At 59.8% G+C, this 17,454-nt stretch carries 13 protein-coding genes; 2 read left to right on the forward strand and 11 right to left on the reverse strand.

Going from position 1 to position 17,454, the window contains the following annotated elements:
* Positions 1-22 precede the first annotated feature (22 nt).
* Entirely contained in the window at positions 23-796 is a 774-nt protein-coding gene (locus CES87_RS19340) for a helix-turn-helix domain-containing protein (protein ID WP_128607372.1), read from the forward strand.
* A 157-nt stretch (positions 797-953) separates the two neighbouring features.
* Here the strand turns inward: CES87_RS19340 and CES87_RS19345 are convergent, their stop codons facing one another.
* Positions 954-1,715: a metallophosphoesterase gene (locus tag CES87_RS19345; protein WP_128607373.1), complete on the reverse strand. Its 762-nt coding sequence runs from the start codon at positions 1,713-1,715 to the stop codon at positions 954-956.
* Between the two features lie 37 nt (positions 1,716-1,752).
* Positions 1,753-2,895 carry an FMN-dependent L-lactate dehydrogenase LldD gene (lldD, locus tag CES87_RS19350; protein ID WP_128607374.1) on the reverse strand — a complete coding sequence of 381 codons (1,143 nt, stop codon included), beginning with the start codon at positions 2,893-2,895 and terminating at the stop codon, positions 1,753-1,755.
* Positions 2,896-3,165: 270 nt separating this feature from the next.
* On the opposite strand from lldD, the gene CES87_RS19355 reads away from it, so the two are divergent.
* Positions 3,166-4,779 (forward strand): mechanosensitive ion channel family protein, encoded by a 1,614-nt coding sequence (locus tag CES87_RS19355; RefSeq protein WP_128607375.1) that lies wholly within the window; start codon positions 3,166-3,168, stop codon positions 4,777-4,779.
* Positions 4,780-4,925: 146 nt separating this feature from the next.
* On the opposite strand, the gene CES87_RS19360 is transcribed toward CES87_RS19355, so the two are convergent.
* The 9 genes from CES87_RS19360 to CES87_RS19410 all read right to left on the reverse strand — a co-directional run bounded on the left by CES87_RS19360 (position 4,926) and on the right by CES87_RS19410 (position 17,248).
* Positions 4,926-6,488 carry an amino acid permease gene (locus tag CES87_RS19360; RefSeq protein ID WP_128607501.1) on the reverse strand — a complete coding sequence of 521 codons (1,563 nt, stop codon included), beginning with the start codon at positions 6,486-6,488 and terminating at the stop codon, positions 4,926-4,928.
* 164 nt (positions 6,489-6,652) lie between these two features.
* Complete coding sequence (locus tag CES87_RS19365; RefSeq protein ID WP_128607376.1) at positions 6,653-7,813, reverse strand: iron-containing alcohol dehydrogenase; 1,161 nt, start codon at positions 7,811-7,813, stop codon at positions 6,653-6,655.
* Between the two features lie 3 nt (positions 7,814-7,816).
* Positions 7,817-9,208 carry an aldehyde dehydrogenase family protein gene (locus tag CES87_RS19370; protein ID WP_128607377.1) on the reverse strand — a complete coding sequence of 464 codons (1,392 nt, stop codon included), beginning with the start codon at positions 9,206-9,208 and terminating at the stop codon, positions 7,817-7,819.
* 34 nt (positions 9,209-9,242) lie between these two features.
* On the reverse strand, positions 9,243-10,616 hold the full coding sequence (locus CES87_RS19375; protein WP_128607378.1) for a glutamine synthetase family protein: 1,374 nt from the start codon (positions 10,614-10,616) through the stop codon (positions 9,243-9,245).
* Positions 10,617-11,025: 409 nt separating this feature from the next.
* The gene (locus tag CES87_RS19385; protein ID WP_128607380.1) at positions 11,026-12,057 is read right to left on the reverse strand and encodes an NAD(P)-dependent alcohol dehydrogenase; all 1,032 of its coding nucleotides are present in this window, start codon (positions 12,055-12,057) and stop codon (positions 11,026-11,028) included.
* A gap of 351 nt (positions 12,058-12,408) precedes the next feature.
* Entirely contained in the window at positions 12,409-13,815 is a 1,407-nt protein-coding gene (locus CES87_RS19390; RefSeq protein ID WP_128607381.1) for an aldehyde dehydrogenase family protein, read from the reverse strand.
* A 192-nt stretch (positions 13,816-14,007) separates the two neighbouring features.
* The gene (locus tag CES87_RS19395; RefSeq protein WP_128607382.1) at positions 14,008-15,072 is read right to left on the reverse strand and encodes an alpha/beta fold hydrolase; all 1,065 of its coding nucleotides are present in this window, start codon (positions 15,070-15,072) and stop codon (positions 14,008-14,010) included.
* Positions 15,073-15,498: 426 nt separating this feature from the next.
* Positions 15,499-16,542, reverse strand: coding sequence for an LLM class flavin-dependent oxidoreductase (locus tag CES87_RS19405; RefSeq protein WP_128607383.1), 1,044 nt, complete (start codon positions 16,540-16,542; stop codon positions 15,499-15,501).
* A gap of 220 nt (positions 16,543-16,762) precedes the next feature.
* Positions 16,763-17,248: a flavin reductase family protein gene (locus tag CES87_RS19410; RefSeq protein ID WP_128607384.1), complete on the reverse strand. Its 486-nt coding sequence runs from the start codon at positions 17,246-17,248 to the stop codon at positions 16,763-16,765.
* Positions 17,249-17,454 lie beyond the last annotated feature (206 nt).

A 17,454-nucleotide genomic window follows, 5' to 3' on the forward strand; every position in this document is an offset into this window, starting at 1 on the left:
GTACTGTCGTAAAAAGGGAATCATGAACAGATCGCTGGAAGATTTTTTGCTCGCGATGGACGAAGTGGAGTGGGCGGTGTGCACCAGCGCTACCGACTACCCGGAAAACTGGTTCATCGAACCTCACAGCCACGCCAAACATCAGCTGATCTATGCGATTGAGGGCGTGATGGTCGTCCACTCGGGGCTGAGCCAATGGACGGTTCCGCCGAGTCGCGGAATATGGATGCCCAGCGGGCACGAGCACTCGATTCGCTGCGTTGGCGCGTTGAAGATGCGCAGCGTCTTCGTGCGGCCAGACCAGTTTCCAGAGCTGCCAGACCAAACCAGAGCCGTGAGCATTTCTGCGCTGCTGAGCGAGCTGATCAAGACCTCCGTGGCAATCGCGACACCTGTTGATGTGGATTCACGCGAAGCCAGAATCATGCGGTTGATCGTCGACGAACTCATCCTCCTGCCGACCTTGCCTCTGCACCTGCCACAACCGGCCGATCAGCGTATCGAGGCGATCTGTTCAGCCCTGCAACACGACCCGAGTGATGGATCAACGCTGTCGGACTGGAGCAGCCGTTTGAACCTGGATGCGAAGACCATTCAGCGCCTGTTCCACAAGGAAACCGGCATGACCTTCGGCCAGTGGCGCCAACAAGCCCGGTTGCTGTTGGCCCTGGAGCGCATTGCCGTCGGCGAGAAAATCATCGACGTTGCCGGAGCGCTGGGTTACGACAGCCCCAGCGCGTTCACCACCATGTTCAAAAAGCAGTTTGGAACCACGCCCAGTCATTTTTTCAGGTGACGACACAGAGCCTGTCGTCGCATTTCCCCCTGTAGGAGTTGGCTAGCCAGCGAAGATCTCAAGAGCGACACGGTCAGCCAGTCAACACGCGTCATCGTTAACGACCTTCGCTGGCAAGCCAGCTCCTACAAAGGGCACATCTGATGAGCTCTGGCGATCACAGCTCAATCACCAGCGCACTATCAAAATCAGGATTCTCGTTCACTCCGTTTTTGGCATAACCCCGCGGGTTGCAAATGACGCGGGTACTGCCCACCCGGTAGTCAAAACTGCCATGGGTATGGCCATGCAACCACAGCGCCGGTTGCCAGCGTTTGATCCGCTCTTCGAGGTCCGAGACAAAACTCGAGTTGATCGGCGAGTCGGCGAAATTCGGACTGATGCTTGAGCGAGTCGGTGCGAAATGGGAAACCACCACCGTAGGCGTCGTCCCGTCCCGGTTGAAGCAGTCGTCGAGCCAGGCGACGGTCTGCAGGAAAATCAGCTGGGAAACCGCCGGGGTGAACAGGTCCGGAAAGTCCGGCGAAATTCTGATGTGGCTGAAGTCGCGGATGAGCTGCGTCGCCAGATCAACACCTTGGGCCCGATCCTGCGCATCATCGAACAGACGATAGTCCGACCACAGGGTGCAGCCCAAAAAACGCACGCCGTCATGAACATATTCCGAGCGTTCCAGGACGTGGATCCCCGTGCCTGGCGACAAGCTGTTCAGCTGTTCATAGGTTGAAACCAGGTCACTGCCATAGAACTCGTGATTGCCCGCCACGTACACGATTGGAGCGGTGCAGGCTTTGGCCCACTCAATGGCTCGGGCCGGCCGGGCAATGTCTCCGGCAAGCACGACGATGTCGGCATCCACCTCGGGAAACGGTATTGCGTTGACGGACAAGTGGATGTCGGACAGCAAGGCGATGCGCATGGATCAGTTCCTGTCTGTGTTGAGGATGTCGGCCTGTTCACCGAACAGATCGCACCAGAATCGTTTCGTCGATTTGATCGATGGAAGTCACTCCGGTCAGGGTCATTGCCACGCGCATTTCCCTGGCAAAAATATCCAGCATGTTTTCCACCCCGCGTTGTCCGTCGGCGGCCAGCGCGTACGCCATCGAGCGGCCCAGCAAAACCCCTTTCGCCCCCAGCGCCAGCATACGTACGACATCCAGCCCCGAACGGATACCCGAGTCGACCAGCACACTCAGATCGTTGCCTATCGCCTGCATGATCGGTGGCAAGGCAGTGACCGTGGAGAGAACGCCGTCGAGCTGCCTGCCGCCATGGTTCGAAACCACAATCCCATCGGCACCAAAGCTGACCGCATCCCGGGCATCCTGGGGATCAAGAATCCCTTTGATGATCATCGGCCCTTTCCAGAACTCACGAATCCATTCCAGATCGCTCCAGCTGATCGAGGGGTCGAAGTTGTTGGCCAGCCAGCCCATGTAGTCCTCAAGCGTGACGGCTTTGCCCAGGTAGTTCGAGATATTGCCCAAGTCATGCGGGCGCCCCATCAGGCCGACGTTGAACGCCCAATCGGGTCGGGTCATGGCCTGCAGCATGCGCCGCGACGAGGCGAACGGCCCCGACATGCCCGAGTGGGCATCCCTGTACCGTGCGCCGGGCGTGGGCATGTCGACCGTGAACACCAGGTTGCGCACCCCGGCGGCTTGCGCGCGCTCCAGCGCGTTGCGCATGAAGCCACGGTCTTTCAGCACATATAGTTGGAACCAGATTGGTTGTTGTGTGTTTGCCGTGACTTCCTCGATCGAACACACCGACACGGTCGACAGGCACAGCGGGATCCCTTTGTTTTGCGCCGCTTTGACCGCCTGCACTTCACCCCGGCGGGCGAACATCCCGGTCAGACCAACAGGAGCCAGCACGATAGGCATCGACAATCGTTGATCGAAAAGAGTGGTTTCCAGGCTCAGGGTTTCGACATTCTTCAGGATGCGCTGCCGCAGGCTGACGTTACTCAAATCGGCGCTGTTGGCCCTCAACGTATGCTCTGCATAAGCTCCGCCATCGATGTAGTCGAACAGAAATCGGGGGAGCTTGCGACGTGCCGCTTCGCGGTAGTCCGAGGCAGAAGAGATGATCATAGAGTGCAAGGCCTTGATCTGATGAGTGAGGGCGCAGCCGTCGAGTCGTGGATCAGATTAGCGTATGCGACCTGTGTTGCGCTCGTTTCAAAAACGGGATGAGTACTGGTCGAAAACCCGCTGCCAGCAATCAGGAATTCTTCACGGTCCAGTCGTAATGCTTTCCATGGCCCTGCGTGCACACCGGCCCAATCTGACAACACCCCGCCACTGAACTACGCTGCGTTCTGTAAACCCTGTCCTCACACCTGTGACCTAAGGAATAGACACATGCGGAGCAGGTTGCCTGCCACAATGATGGTCGTTTTCAGCGTGTTCTGGTCAATGCTGCTGTGGGCCGAGGACGCGGTAAAACCGATTGAAGATCCCGTCGAACTGAAAGTGGCCAACCGCAGCATCATGGTGTTTCGTGCCTCACTTCTCGGTGAAGCGCCGGCCGCACGGGTCAAGCGGGCGAAAGCCGTGATCAGTGAAGCCCTGGATGAGTCCGACAATCTGACCGTTGCCGTTGATCCGATCCAGGACAGTTACCTGGTGCTACTGGGCACCCGTCGCGCCTTTATCGTTTCGCCCAAGGATGTCGACAGCCTTGACTATGCCTCCGTCCAGCAGGCAGCGCAGAGCGCGGCCGCAAAGCTACGCCAGGTGGTGGCGGAAACCGGGGAAGCGCGAAATCTGCAGGTGATTCTTCGCTCGCTTGTCGCGGCGGCAGTCGCCACGGGCATTTATTTTGCGCTGCTCTGGGGCGTCGCTTATCTGCGACGCAGACTGCTCAAGCGACTGCCCAAGTTGATGGAACGACACACGCGGGCGCTGAAAATCGGGCGGGTTCCGGTCATCGAGGCCAACTACCTGTACCCGCTGGTCATTCGCCTGTTTCGGCTGCTGCGATGGCTTGTCTTGCTGCTGCTCACCTATGAGTGGCTGGGATTTGTCCTGTCGCGTTTCCCCTACACCCGGCCTTGGGGTGAAAGCCTCAACGAATACCTGCTGGAGGTCGTCAGCTATTTGTTTCAGGCGATCATCGGCGCCATACCGGGGTTAGGTGTGGCGCTGGCGATTTTCTTCATCGCCCGTGGCGCGACGGCGTTCAGTCGACGTGTACTCAGACGCATGGCGCTGCCGGGAACCTTCAGCTGGCTGAACCAGGAAACCCTGCAACCCACCCAGCGCCTGACCTCCCTGGCGATCTGGCTGTTTGCATTGGCAATGGCATATCCGTATCTGCCCGGTGCAGGCACCGATGCCTTCAAAGGCTTGTCGGTGCTGATCGGTCTGATGATTTCGCTGGGTGCCACCAGCGTGGTCGGCCAGGCGGCTGCCGGGTTGATCCTGACGTACACCCGAACCCTGCGCCCTGGTGAGTTCGTGCGCATTGGCGAATACGAAGGTACGGTGACCGAACTGGGCATGTTTACCACAAGCATCCGCACAGGCCTGGGAGAAGTGCTGACCTTGCCCAACTCGATGATCACCGGCACGGTCACCAAGAACTATTCGCGCACCGTGCAGGGCCCCGGCTACGTGGTGGATACAGTGGTGACCATCGGCTACGACACACCGTGGCGCCAGGTGGAGGCCATGTTGCTGGAAGCCGCGAGGCGCACCCCCGGCATCCTCGAGGACCCGCCGGCGCAGGTATTCCAGACCGCGCTGTCCGATTTCTATCCCGAATATCGCCTGGTGGCGCAGGCCATCCCCAGCCAACCCAGACCCCGTGCCGTGCTGCTCAGTATGCTGCACGCCAATATTCAAGATGTGTTCAACGAATACGGCGTGCAGATCATGTCGCCGCATTATTTGGGGGATCCGGAGGAAGAGAAACGGGTGCCGAAAGACAAGTGGTTTACGGCACCGGCAGAGGAACCCAAGAACGTGCAATGACTGATCGTTCCCACGCGCAGCAAAGGAATGCCGCCAGGGACGCTCCGCGTTCCGCTGTCGACGCAAGGCTTGAGTCCTGCGCAATGGTGACGCGGAGCGTCACGGGATGCATTCCCACGCAGAGCATGGGAACGATCAAATATCCCTTATAAACCCGTCTGCTTGTTCAAAGCCGCCTCAGCCGCAGCAATCTCAGCCTGACGCCGGACAATCACATCCCCAATCGGCGGCCCCTGAAACCGTCGAGCCTCAAACCCGAACCAGACAATCGCGGTCAACACCAGAAACCCGATGGTGATGTACAACGCCCAGTCATTCGGTGGCTGAATGCCGATGACGAAAATGATCACCATCGATAGAACCGAGAGGATGGCAAACACCGAATACCAGAAGCGTCCAATGTTCCACGGCCCCATGATCGGCCATTTCGAGGTCCCGTAGGTAAACAGCCCCAACACGATAGGAATGACGAACGAAAAGAACAGGAAGATCACCGTGCAGGAGACCACGATGGTGTAGACCGGCGTCGCACCGACCGAGATCACCGATGAGCCCCAGTCAAACAGAACCGCAAGGGTGGAGCCGGTCCAGATCGCCGCCACCGGGCTGCGAAATTTCGGCGAGACCGAGGACAGCGCTTTCGAGCAAGGCAGGCCGCCGTCGCGGGAGAAGGCGAAGATCATGCGCGAAACCGAGGTCACGGTCGCCAAACCACACAGCACCTGCGAGATGAAAATCGCCACGTACAGCGCATCCCTGAGCAGCGGATTCACCTGGGTGTTCATGGCCCAGAAGAATACGTTCCAGCCTTGCTTGGCCGCCCCGTCCATGCTCGGCAGCATCAGCACGAACGCGCTGAGCATGACCCAGCCAAACAGCAGCGACCAGATCACCGACATGACCATGCCGCGCGGTACGGAAACGGCCGCATTGCGGGTCTCCTCGGAGGTGTGCGCGGAAGCGTCGTAGCCGGTGATGGTGTAGATCGGCAGTAACAGACCAAGCATGAAAATCCAGCCGTTGGAGACCTTTGGCCAAACGCTGCCACCAACCTCGCCGGAATAGTTGCCGAAGGTCACCAGCCGGGAAAACTCGAAACTGGGCGCCGAAATCAGGCAGACGATGGTCAGCGCGAGTGCGGTGGCGAAGATCAGATAACCTGAAAAGTCGGTGAGCTTCGCGGTCAGGCCGATCCCCAGATGGTTACACAAGGCCTGGAGGCCGGTGAGGATCGCCAGGAAAATCACCCGTGTCGTGGTGGTGTCTTCCATGCCCAGCGCCGGTCCGAAGGCGCCGAAAAAGAAGTAATAGGTGCCGACGTTGATGGCGCCGAGCACCGTGACCAGCCCCAGCAGATTGAACCAGGCCGTGAGCCAGCCGGTGAAACGGTTGCCGAGGATTGAACCCCAGTGGTACAGGCCGCCAGCGGTCGGGTAGGCGGAGGAAATCTGCGCCATGGCCAGGGCGAACACCCCGGAAATCAGGCAACCGATCGGCCAGCCGATGCCAATCGACGCACCGCCCGAGCCCGAGGTGCCCTGGGCGAGTGAGTTGATGCCACCGGAGAGGATGCAGATGATCGAAAAGGAAATCGCAAAGTTGGAGAAAACACCCATTCGTCGCGAGAGCTGCTGGGCATAGCCCATGCTGTGCAGCACCTTGACGTCATCGTCGTGCGCCTCGGTGCCGGGCTGGCTTGCTGGGTTCATCATGTGTGCCCCTTGTCAGGTTTTTGTACAGGCTGAACTGAGCCGCCGTAGGCTGCGACCTTGCTTTTCTGTAGGAGCGAGCCTGCTCGCGATGGATTTGAGGACGACGCGGGGTATCAGGTTCCCAGCGTTATCGTTGACGTCCATCGCGAGCATGCTCGCTCCTACAGACGGCCGTGGAAAGCCGCTTCAAAAATTTCTGCCACGCCGGCCCGGGTCAACGGCAACGGGTTGCCACCGGCCGACGGGTCGACAATCGCCATGTCCGCGATCAGATCGGCCTGCTTGTCATCCACCCCCAGCTCAAACAACGTATGGGGCACGGCGATGTCCTTGCGCAACTTGAGGACGAAGGCCAGAAAGCTGTTGAAGCCCGGGGAGGGCAGATGTAAGTAAGCAGCCAGGCGCGTGATGCGCTCCTCGATGGCCGGGCGATTGAATTTCAGGACGTAGGGCATCAGGGTGGCATTGGTCATGCCGTGGTGGGTGTCGTACAGCGCGCCAATCGGATGCGCGAGGGCGTGCATGCCGCCCAGGCCTTTCTGGAACGCGGTGGCACCCATCGCCGCAGCCGCCAGCATTTTTCCCCGTGCATCGAGGTCGGAAGGGGTGTGAACCGCACGCACCAGTGCATCGGTCACCAGGCGCATGCCTTCTACCGCGATGCCATCGGCCATGGGATGAAATCCGGGAGCGCAGTACGCCTCCAGGCAGTGCGACAACGCGTCCATGCCCGTACCGGCGGTGACTTTTGCCGGCATGCCAACGGTCAGGGCCGGGTCGCTGATGACCACCCGTGGCATCATTTTCGGGTGGAAGATGATGCGTTTGGTGTGGGTGAGATCGTCGATGATCACCGCCGCGCGGCCCACTTCAGAGCCCGTGCCCGCGGTGGTCGGTACCGCGATGATTGGGGCGATGCGGCTTTCATCGGCACGGGTCCAGTAGTCGCCGATGTCCTCGAAATCCCACACCGGCCGGGTCTGTCCGCTCATGAACGCAATGAGCTTGCCCATGTCCAGGCCACTGCCACCGCCAAAGGCCACCACGCCGTCGTGGTTTCCCGCACGCCAGGCGTCGAGCCCGCCTGCCAGGTTGGCTTCGACCGGGTTGGGCTTGAGATCGCAAAACAGCGCAGCACCTAAGCCCGCATCGAGCAACGATTGTAGCGCTGCCGTGGTGATCGGGGCCCGCCCCAGGCCACTGTCGGTGACCAGTAACGGTCGCTGGATACCCTGGCTGCGACAGACCTCGGCCAGTTCGCTGATGCGGCCGACACCGAAGCGAATGCTCGTGGGGTAGTTCCAGTTTCCGGTCAGGCTCATGGCTCAGATCTCGTGGCGCAAATGGAAGGATTTGGCTCGGGTCAGGTGTTCGTAGCCCAGACGCGACAGCGTCACGCCGCGTCCACTGTTCTTCACCCCGGTCCAGGCCAGGGCCGGGTCCAGGTAATCGCAGCGATTCATGAACACGGTGCCGGTGTCTATCTCGTTGCCCAGGCGTTCGGCGGCGGCGAGGTCTTGGGTCCAGATCGACGCACTGAGCCCGAACTCACTGTCGTTCATCAAGGCAATGGCTTCCTCATCGCTGGCCACCGGCATGATGCCGACCACCGGGCCAAAGCTTTCATCGCGCATGACCGACATTTGATGGGTGACATCGACCAACACTTGCGGCGCGAGGTAGGCGCTGCCCGGCACGTCGACGGCAAAGTCCTGTGGGCCGATCAGCGCCTTAGCGCCCTGGCTCAGTGCGGCGGCGATCTGGCCGCGCACAAAATCAGCCGCGCCCGGGTTCACCATCGGGCCCAGCGTGGTGGCTTCGTCCAGTGGATTACCCAGCACGTATTGGCGAGTCAGGGCAGCGAAGCGCTCGATAAACACCGGGTAGATTTTCTGATCGACATAGATCCGTTCCACGGCACAGCAGCTTTGCCCGGAGTTGAAGAAGCTGCCATCCACCAGGTTTTCCACTGTGTATTCGAGGTTGGCATCGGCGCGAACGTAGGCCGGGTCTTTGCCGCCGAGCTCCAGGCCCAGGCCGAGGAAACTTTCGACGGCAGCGTGTTCCATGTTCTTGCCGCCGTCCACTGAACCGGTAAAGTTCACCTGATGCACCTTTCCAGAGGTGATGGCGACGGACGTATAGAGATGACTGAGTACAAGGTTCTGGAACAACCCTTCAGGCAGATTCGCCCGGCGAAAGGCCTCGGCAAAACGTTCACCGACCAGCAGCGTTTGCGACGCGTGTTTGAGGATGACGCTGTTGCCCGCCATCAGCGCCGGGATGATCGTATTGACGGCGGTCAGGTAGGGGTAATTCCACGGGGCGACTACCAACACCGTGCCCAGCGGCTCGCGTTTGATATGTCGGCGAAAACCGTTGATTGGCGTGGGTTCAACGTCTGCCAACGCCTGCGGCGCAATGGCGATCATATGCCGGGCACGCTCTTCGAAGCCGCGCAGCTCGCCCGCGCCATAACGCACCGGTCGGCCCATTTGCCAGGCCAGTTCCGGGACTATTTCATCCGTCATGGCCAGCATCGCGTCCACTGCGGCACTGCAAAAAACCGCGCGTTCACTCAATGGCCGGCGTTTCCATTGCGCCTGGGCGGATGCGGCCGCGTCCAGTGCCTTTTCGAGTTGGATAACGTCGGCGCATTGACGCTCGGCGTAGACCCGGCCGTCGACCGGGGATATGAGCTGAATCTTCGCAGTCATGATTTTCTCGACTTCTTTTACAAACAGGGAGATCTCAATAGCGCTCGAAGCCGCGCTGCAGTTCCCAATCGGTGATTCGCCGGTCGTACTCTTTCTGTTCCCACTCGGCGGTGTGTACGTAGTGGTCGACCACGTCGTCACCGAACGCTTCGCGCAACATGCTCGAGCCCTTGAGGGCGGCGCTGGCTTCACGCAGGGTCTTGGACACTTCGGGCAGTCGCTCGTCGACGTAGGCATCCCCTTCGAAGGGTGGGTCTAGGCTGAGCTTTTCGTCGACGCCCGCCAGCCCCGCAGCGATCAGCGCGGCGAAGGCCAGATAAGGGTTGAGATCGGCCCCGCCGATGCGGCATTCGATGCGAATGGACTTGCTGCTTTCGGCGCATAAACGGAAACCGGCGGTGCGATTGTCGCAACTCCACACCGCACGGGTTGGTGCGAAGGTGCCGGCCTGGAAGCGTTTATAGGAGTTGATGTAGGGCGCAAGAAAACAGGTGATGTCGTTGGCATATTTGAGCTGCCCGGCCACCCAGGAGCGCATCAGCTTCGACATGCCGAACTCGGCCTTGGCGTCGAAGAACAGCGGTTTTTTCGCGTTTTTATCCCACAGCGAATTGTGAATATGGCTGCTGGAGCCAGCGGCGTCATAGCGCCATTTGGCCATGAACGTGATCGCCTTGCCCTGCAGTTGCGCGATCTCTTTGCAGGCGTGCTTGATGATGACGTGATGGTCGGCCATGGTCATGGCATCGGCGTAGCGGATGTTGATTTCCTCCTGGCCCGGGCCCCATTCCCCTTTGGAATTTTCCACCGGAATGCCGCAGGCCTGTAGATGCTTGCGGATCGCCCGCAGCACCGGTTCTTCGCGGGTGGTCTGCAGGATGTTGTAGTCCTCGATGTAGTGCCCGGCGGTTTTTGGCTTGTGGTAGTTGCGCTCGTGGATGGCCTCGTAGGTTTCGTCGAACAGATAAAACTCAAGCTCGGAGGCGAACATCCCGGTGTAGCCGCGTTCACGCAGGCGCTCGACCTGTTTTTTCAGGATTGCCCGCGGGCTGTGGGGCAAGTCCTGGCGATGGTGATGGTCGAGCACATCGCACAGCACCAGCGCCGTGCACTCGAGCCAGGGCACCTTGCGCAAGGTGCGCATGTCGGGTTTGAGCACAAAATCGCCGTAGCCTTTGCTCCAACTGGCGGCGGCGTAGCCAGGCACCGGTTCCATGTCGATGTCGTCGGCCAGCAGGTAATTGCAGCAGTGGGTTTCTTCATGACCGCTGTCGATGAAAAATTCGACCTGGAATCGCTTGCCGACCAGTCGCCCCTGCATGTCGACCATGCACACCAGAACGGTGTCGATTTCGCCGGAGGCAGCCGCACGCTTGAGTGCGTCAAAACTGAGAAGGGGCTCGGTCATCACGGCAAGTCCTGCGCAAATTGTTTGGGCCTGTCTGAAATAGCTGTTGCAGACGCTCTCCAGAAACAACCCAAAACCTGCAGACGCGAGCATCGTGAGCAATTAGCTGAACATAGCTTAGCCTACCGTCGCTTTTCGCAAGTTTTTGCTGTGGGAGCGAGCCCGCTCCGGGCGGCGTTCCGACGATGGGCGTCAACGATAATGCGTGCTGTCTGAATGATCGCGTTGTCTGGAAGTTTTTCGCGAGCAGGCTCGCTCCTACAATTGGATCGCAGGCAGGCCCGTTGCGGCTGCGCAATCAAGCGCTCTCCTGTAGGAGCCAGCTTGTAGCGGTCCAGTCAACAATGCAGTGTCTGATACACCGCCATCGCCACAAGCCGGCTCCTACAGGTACGCGTGTTTTCCCCCGTTACTTGCTGGCATCCAGCACCACGCGATAACGCGCCTTGCCACTGCGCAGGTGATCGATGGCGTCGTTGACCTGGCTCATCGGAAACTGCTCGACCTGCGGCTGGATCTGATGGCGTGCGCAGAACTCCAGCATTTTCGCCGTGGTGGCAGGCGAGCCGACCGGTGAGGCGGACAAGGTTTTTTGCTGGGGAAGCAGGTCAAACACATGCACTGGAATCGCGCCGGGCACGACGCCCACAAAATGCAGGCGACCCTTGCCGCGCAGGGTGGCGAGCATGGCTGGCCAGTCGAGGTTGGCGTTGGCGGTGACCAGCAGAAAATCCAGGGTTCCGGCAATGGCCTTAAGTGCGTTGCTGTCGGTCGAGGCGACGACATTGTGCGCGCCCAGGCGCTTGGCTTCTTCCTGCTTGCTCAATGACGACGTGAAGGCCGTGACTTCGCAGCCCCAGGCGTTGAGGAAGCGCAACGCCAGGTGACCGAGGCCGCCGATGCCCACGACGCCGACCCGGTCAGTGGGTTTGACGTTGAACAGCACCAGCGGGTTGAACACCGTGGAACCTGCGCAGAACAACGGTCCGGCCAAGGCCGGGTCGAGGCCTTCTGGAATTGGAAGGGCCCAGGCCCAGTGCGAACGCAGCCGATCGGCGAAGCCTCCATTGCTGCCGATGATGGTGGGCTTGGCTGTGTTGCAGAGCTGGTGCGAGCCTTCGATGCAGGAGGCGCAATGCATGCAGCTGCCTTTGAACCAGCCAATGCCCACCTGTTGTCCCGTTTCCAGCCCGCGCACCATTGCGCCCATCCGTACGATACGGCCGACCACCTCGTGGCCCGGGATAAAGGGGTACTGGCTGACGCCCCATTCGTTGTCGATCAACGACTGGTCGGAATGACAGACGCCGCAATACTCCACGGCGACTTCAACTTCCTCTTCACCCAAGGGACCGGGATCGTAGCTATAACGCTCCAGCGGGGCGCCGGCGGCTGTTGCTGCCCAGCCCGTGAAAGTCTTGAGTTCGCTGCTGTCGCTCATGACGTACCTCCAGATCAGGAAACGAGAGTTTGGCCGCTCTTGCAGCGGAGCCAAAGAGTGTAGCGGGTACCTCAAGAGGTGCCATTGCCGAGTCAGCGTTACGCTACGTCGAGAGGTGCGGCGAGCATTGCGCCGGCCATGATGTTCGGTTACATCGGCTCCTGAAGTGGGTACGCCTCCCCCTGTAGGAGCCGGCTTGCTGGCGAAGACGGCAGTCCAGTCAACATTGCATTGCCTGATACACCGCCATCGCCAGCAAGCCGGCTCCTACAGGTACGGGTGTCGATCTACACCCCTGAGCTATTGAACAAGCCGTGCTTCAGCTTTTGGCCAACAGGTGAGAGCCGGTTTTCAACCCCGCACAGCCCGAGAGCGCCAGACCATCATCTTCTCGACCTGCATGTCCTTCATGGTGTGAGGAATCCCGCCCACGCCATGTCCTGACAGGCTCGCCCCGGCGAACGGCATCCAGTCGACGCGGAACGTGGTGCTTTCATTGACCATCACCGCCGTGGCGTTCAGGTCCTGGTAGCACTGCATGGCGGTGTCCAGGTTCTGGGTGAATACGGCGGCCTGGAAGGCGTAGGGCAGGGCGTTGGCCAACTGGATCGCGTCGCTCAGGGTGTCGTAGGCATACACCGCCACCACCGGGCCGAACACTTCCTTTTGCATCACGTTTGAATCGATGGACGGGTTCAGCAGTACGGTTGGCGCATAGCAGTTGTTGTCCAGTGCGCGGCCACCGCTGATCAGGCGTGCACCGCCGGCGACGGCGTCATTCACCCATTGGCTTACGCGGTTCACTTCGCGTTCAGCGATCAGCGGGCCGACATCGGTACGCGGGTCGGTCGGGTCACCGACCACCATGGCGTCGCCCATCTGGCCCAGCCGCACGGCGACCTGTTCGGCGATGCTGCGGTGGCAGAAAATCCGTTGCACGCTTACGCAGACCTGTCCGGCGTGGAAGAAGCTGCCACGGGCGATGCGCGGAAGTGCGTCGTCGAGGTCGGCATCGGCGGTAAGCATCACCGGTGCTGCACCGCCGTGTTCCAGCGCGCAGCGGGTGCCCGGTGCGAGGGTCGAGCGCAGCATCCAGCCCACCGCCGCCGAGCCGATGAAACTGAAGAAACCCACCCGTGGGTCGGACACCAGTTTGCCGGTGATGGCGTTGTCGGTCGGCAGCACCATCTGTGCCCAACCTTTGGGCAGACCGGCCTCGGCCAGGATATCGATCAGCGTCTGGCAACTGAGCGGGGTGTTGGCCGCGGGTTTGACGATCACTGGTGCGCTGACGGCGATGGCCGGTATCACTTGATGCACGATCAGGTTGAACGGATGGTTGAACGCCGAGACGGCCGCGACCACGCCGATCGGCTCGAACTGCGTGAACGCCACACGGTTGGCCGAGGCGGCATTCAGTCCCATGGGGATCACGTGGCCGCCCTCGCTGCGCAAAACCTCGATGCTGTTGAGGATGCCGTCGATGCCGCGCTCGACTTCGGCGAGCGAATCCTTCAGCGGCTTGCCGCCTTCGCTGGCGGCTTGAGTCGCGATCTCGACCTTGCGCTCACCGATCAACTCGGCGGCACGGTGGAGGATTTCAATACGCCGAGGCTTGGACAGCCACTGGTCACGGTCACGGAAAAGGCCGTGTGCGACAGTCAACGCCTGCTCGACATCGGCCTCGGTGGAAATGGCCACATGACCGACGACCGCGCCGTTGTAGGGGGCGTGTACAGCCAGGGTTTGTTCAGACATGGGACTTACCTCGAGTCGTATTAATAAGTTGCCTTTTAACGAGCCTCGTTGGATCAAAAGATCGCAGCCCAAGTGCTTGCCAGACATGCGGCCAAGGTAGCCATGAGCGAGCGTTTCGAAAACTGAATAATTCAGAAGCATTCATTCAGTTTTCGAGAAAGGACGGCAGCCGTACGGCTCGGAGTTTTGATATCAAAGGTGATCGGCGTCGACGATGGCCTTGGCAAAGGCCTGCGGATCTTCTTGCGGCAAGTTGTGGCCGATACCACCGCTGATGAGCCGGTACTCATACTTGCCGGTGAAACGTTGGCGGAAGTCCTCGGCTTTGGGATGCGGTGCGCCGTTGGCGTCGCCTTCCATGGTAATGGTCGGCACGCTGATGGACGGGGCCTTGGCGAGTGTCTGCTCTAACGGATCATATTTGGTTTCGCCCTGAACCAGGCCCAGGCGCCAGCGGTAATTGAAGACCGTGATGGCGACATGATCGGGGTTGTCCAGTGCACCAGCGCTGCGATCGAAGGTGGCGTCATCGAACGCCCACTTTGGCGAAGCCAGCTGCCAGATCAACTTGGCAAAGTCGTGGGTGTTCTTTTCATAGCCCGCACGACCACGCTCGGTGGCGAAGTAGAACTGGTACCACCATTGCAATTCAGCTTTTGGCGGCAACGGATTCTTGCCCGCTTCCTGGTTGCCAATGAGATAGCCGCTGACCGAAACCAGCGCCTTCACCCGCTCCGGCCAGAGCGCCGAAACGATATCGGCCGAACGCGCGCCCCAATCGTAGCCGCCGAGTACGGCCTGTTTGATTTTCAGTGCGTCCATGAAGTCGATGACATCACTGGCCAGTGCGGCGGGTTGGCCGTTGCGTACGGTTTTGTCCGACAGGAAATGCGTATCGCCATAACCCCGAGCATAAGGCATCAGCACCCGGTAGCCCTTTGCCGTGAGTAGTGGCGCGACTTGGTCATAGCTGTGAATGTCGTAAGGCCAGCCGTGCAGAAGAATCACCACCGGGCCGTTGGCGGGGCCGGTTTCGGCGTAGGCCACGCTGAGTAAACCGGCGTTGACATGCTTGAGCGGGCCGAACGGGGTTTGGGCGGCGGTTGTGGTCTTGGCTGCCACAGGTGCGGTGTCGCTGGCCTGCGCGTTGGTGGCGGCCAGTGCACCTAGCTGCATCAGGGTGAAAGCGAGGACGGAGGAGCTCACCAGGTGGCGGCGTTTTTTGTCGGGGTTACTTTTCAAAAAATGCACATTCATGGGTGGAGATCTCCTTGCAAACGATGAGTTAGGTGGGCTTGCACGGGAAGTTGCTTCGACAGGTATAGCTTGTCGGGAGCGATGACTGCCTCAAACCGCGGTTCACAGTTAAGCGCGGTGAGGTGTCTGGTCTGTTTCAGAAAAATAGGTGGGTGAAACCTTATGTATCGGGCGGGTCTGTAGATACAGTTCGATACATGCGGGAACGATCAAGATGATGATCGTTCCCACGCTCTGCGTGGGAATGCCGCCAGGGACGCTCTGCGTTCCGCTGACGACGCAGGACTCAAGACTTGCGCAATGGTGACGCAGAGCGTCACGGGATGCATTCCCACGCAGAGCGTGGGAACGATCAATCATTCAGACATGGAGCGTTATCGTTGACGTCCATCGCGAGCAGAGCTCGCTCCTACAAGGTGGGGGCGTTCAGCGGAACGCTGGCACCACATGCTTGATAAACAGCTCCAGGGACTTTTTCTTTTCCGCGTGGGGCAGGCTGTTGTCGCACCAGAAGCTGAACTCATCAACGCCCAGTTCCTGGTAGTACTTGATGCGTGGAATGATTTCTTCCGGGGTACCGATCATGGCGGTCTTGTGCAGACTTTCCAGTTCGAACTCCGGACGGCCGACGAATTTTTCTTCCGGGCTCGGCGCCAGGAAGCCGTTGACCGGGGTTTGTTTGTTACCGAACCAGGCATCGAAGGTGCGGTAGAACTTCGCGATCGCCTTGGCACCGACTTTCCAGCCCTCGGGATCATCGACTGCGTGCACGTGGGTATGACGCAGCACCATCAATTGCGGGCGCGGTACGTCCGGGTTGTTGTCCAGCGCGGTCTGGAATTTGTTCTTCAGGTCGAGGACTTCTTCGTCGCCTTTCATCAGCGGCGTAACCATGACGTTGCAACCATTGGCCACGGCGAAGTTGTGCGAGTCGGGGTCGCGGGCAGCGATCCACATCGGCGGGTTTGGCTGCTGGATCGGCTTGGGCACGCTGGTGGAGGTCGGGAATTTCCAGATGTCGCCGTCATGGGCGTAGTCGCCTTGCCACAGTGCGCGCACCACCGGAACCATTTCGCGCAATGCCTGGCCGCCGCTCGATGCCGGCATGCCGCCGGCCATGCGGTCGAATTCAACCTGATAGGCGCCGCGAGCCAGGCCGACTTCCATGCGACCGTTGCTGATCACATCCAGCAGCGCGCATTCACCGGCTACCCGCAGCGGATGCCAGAACGGCGCAATGATGGTGCCTGCGCCCAGATGGATCGTGGTGGTCTTGGCGGCCAGGTAGGCCAGCAGCGGCATCGGGCTTGGCGATATGGTGTATTCCATGGCGTGGTGTTCACCGATCCATACGGTGCTGAAACCACCGGCCTCGGCCATCAGCGTCAGTTCGGTCAAATCTTCGAACAGCTGACGGTGGCTGACGCTTTCGTCCCAACGTTCCATGTGTACGAACAGGGAAAATTTCATGACGCTACCTCGGATCTTTTGTTGTTGGCCTGTCGACTGCGGGCCTGCTGATTGTTGGTATACCATAATACGAAGTGTCTGCAAAATTTTCCGCTTACTTGTAGGAGCGAGCTCGCTCGCGAAAAAACCGTAGGCGCAGTTGGGTATCTGGTTCTACGCGTTATCGTTCACGTCCATCGCGAGCGAGCTCGCTCCTACAGGGAATGCGTTGACTCTGGGATCAAGCAACAACCGGCAAAGCACCCATCTTGCCGTGGCAATAAACCAGCGGGCCGGTGGTATGCCGGGGCACGATCAGGTTCTTCACCGCGCCGACCATGATTGCGTGGTCGCCGCCTTCATATTCGCGCCACAACTCGCATTCGATGACCGCCGTTGCGTTGGCGAGGATCGGGTTGCCCAGCTCGCTCAACGTCCATTCGATCCCCAGCGCCTTGTCCTTGCCTTTGCGGGCGAAGGCATAGGCTTCGCTCTGCTGGCCGCCAGACAACACGTGAATGGCAAAGCGTTTGTTCTTGATCAGTACCGGGTAGGAATCTGAGCTGTAGTTGGGGCAGAACAGGACCAATGCCGGGTCCATGGACAATGAACTGAAGGCGCTGGCAGTCAGGCCGACGATTTGCCCGTCGTCATCGAGCGTGGTGATCACCGTCACGCCGGACGGGAACGAACCCATGACTTGTTTATAGATGGCGGCATCGATCATTGGACGGTCCTCGGGTGGTGTGACGCGGTTTTTATCTATTTGTAGGTCTGATGGTATACCGTAATACATAGTTTGCAAGAGCTTTTTCTGCGCTCCGATAAACGCGCGGCGTTGGACTTTAAGTCAGTGTTTACGGGGCCTGCAGGAGCAAAGCTTGCTCGCGATAGCGGTGGGTCAGTCGGTATTGATGTTGGATGGTACTCAGT

Source organism: Pseudomonas sp. ERMR1:02, assembly GCF_002277815.1.
Classification (GTDB): Bacteria; Pseudomonadota; Gammaproteobacteria; order Pseudomonadales; family Pseudomonadaceae; genus Aquipseudomonas.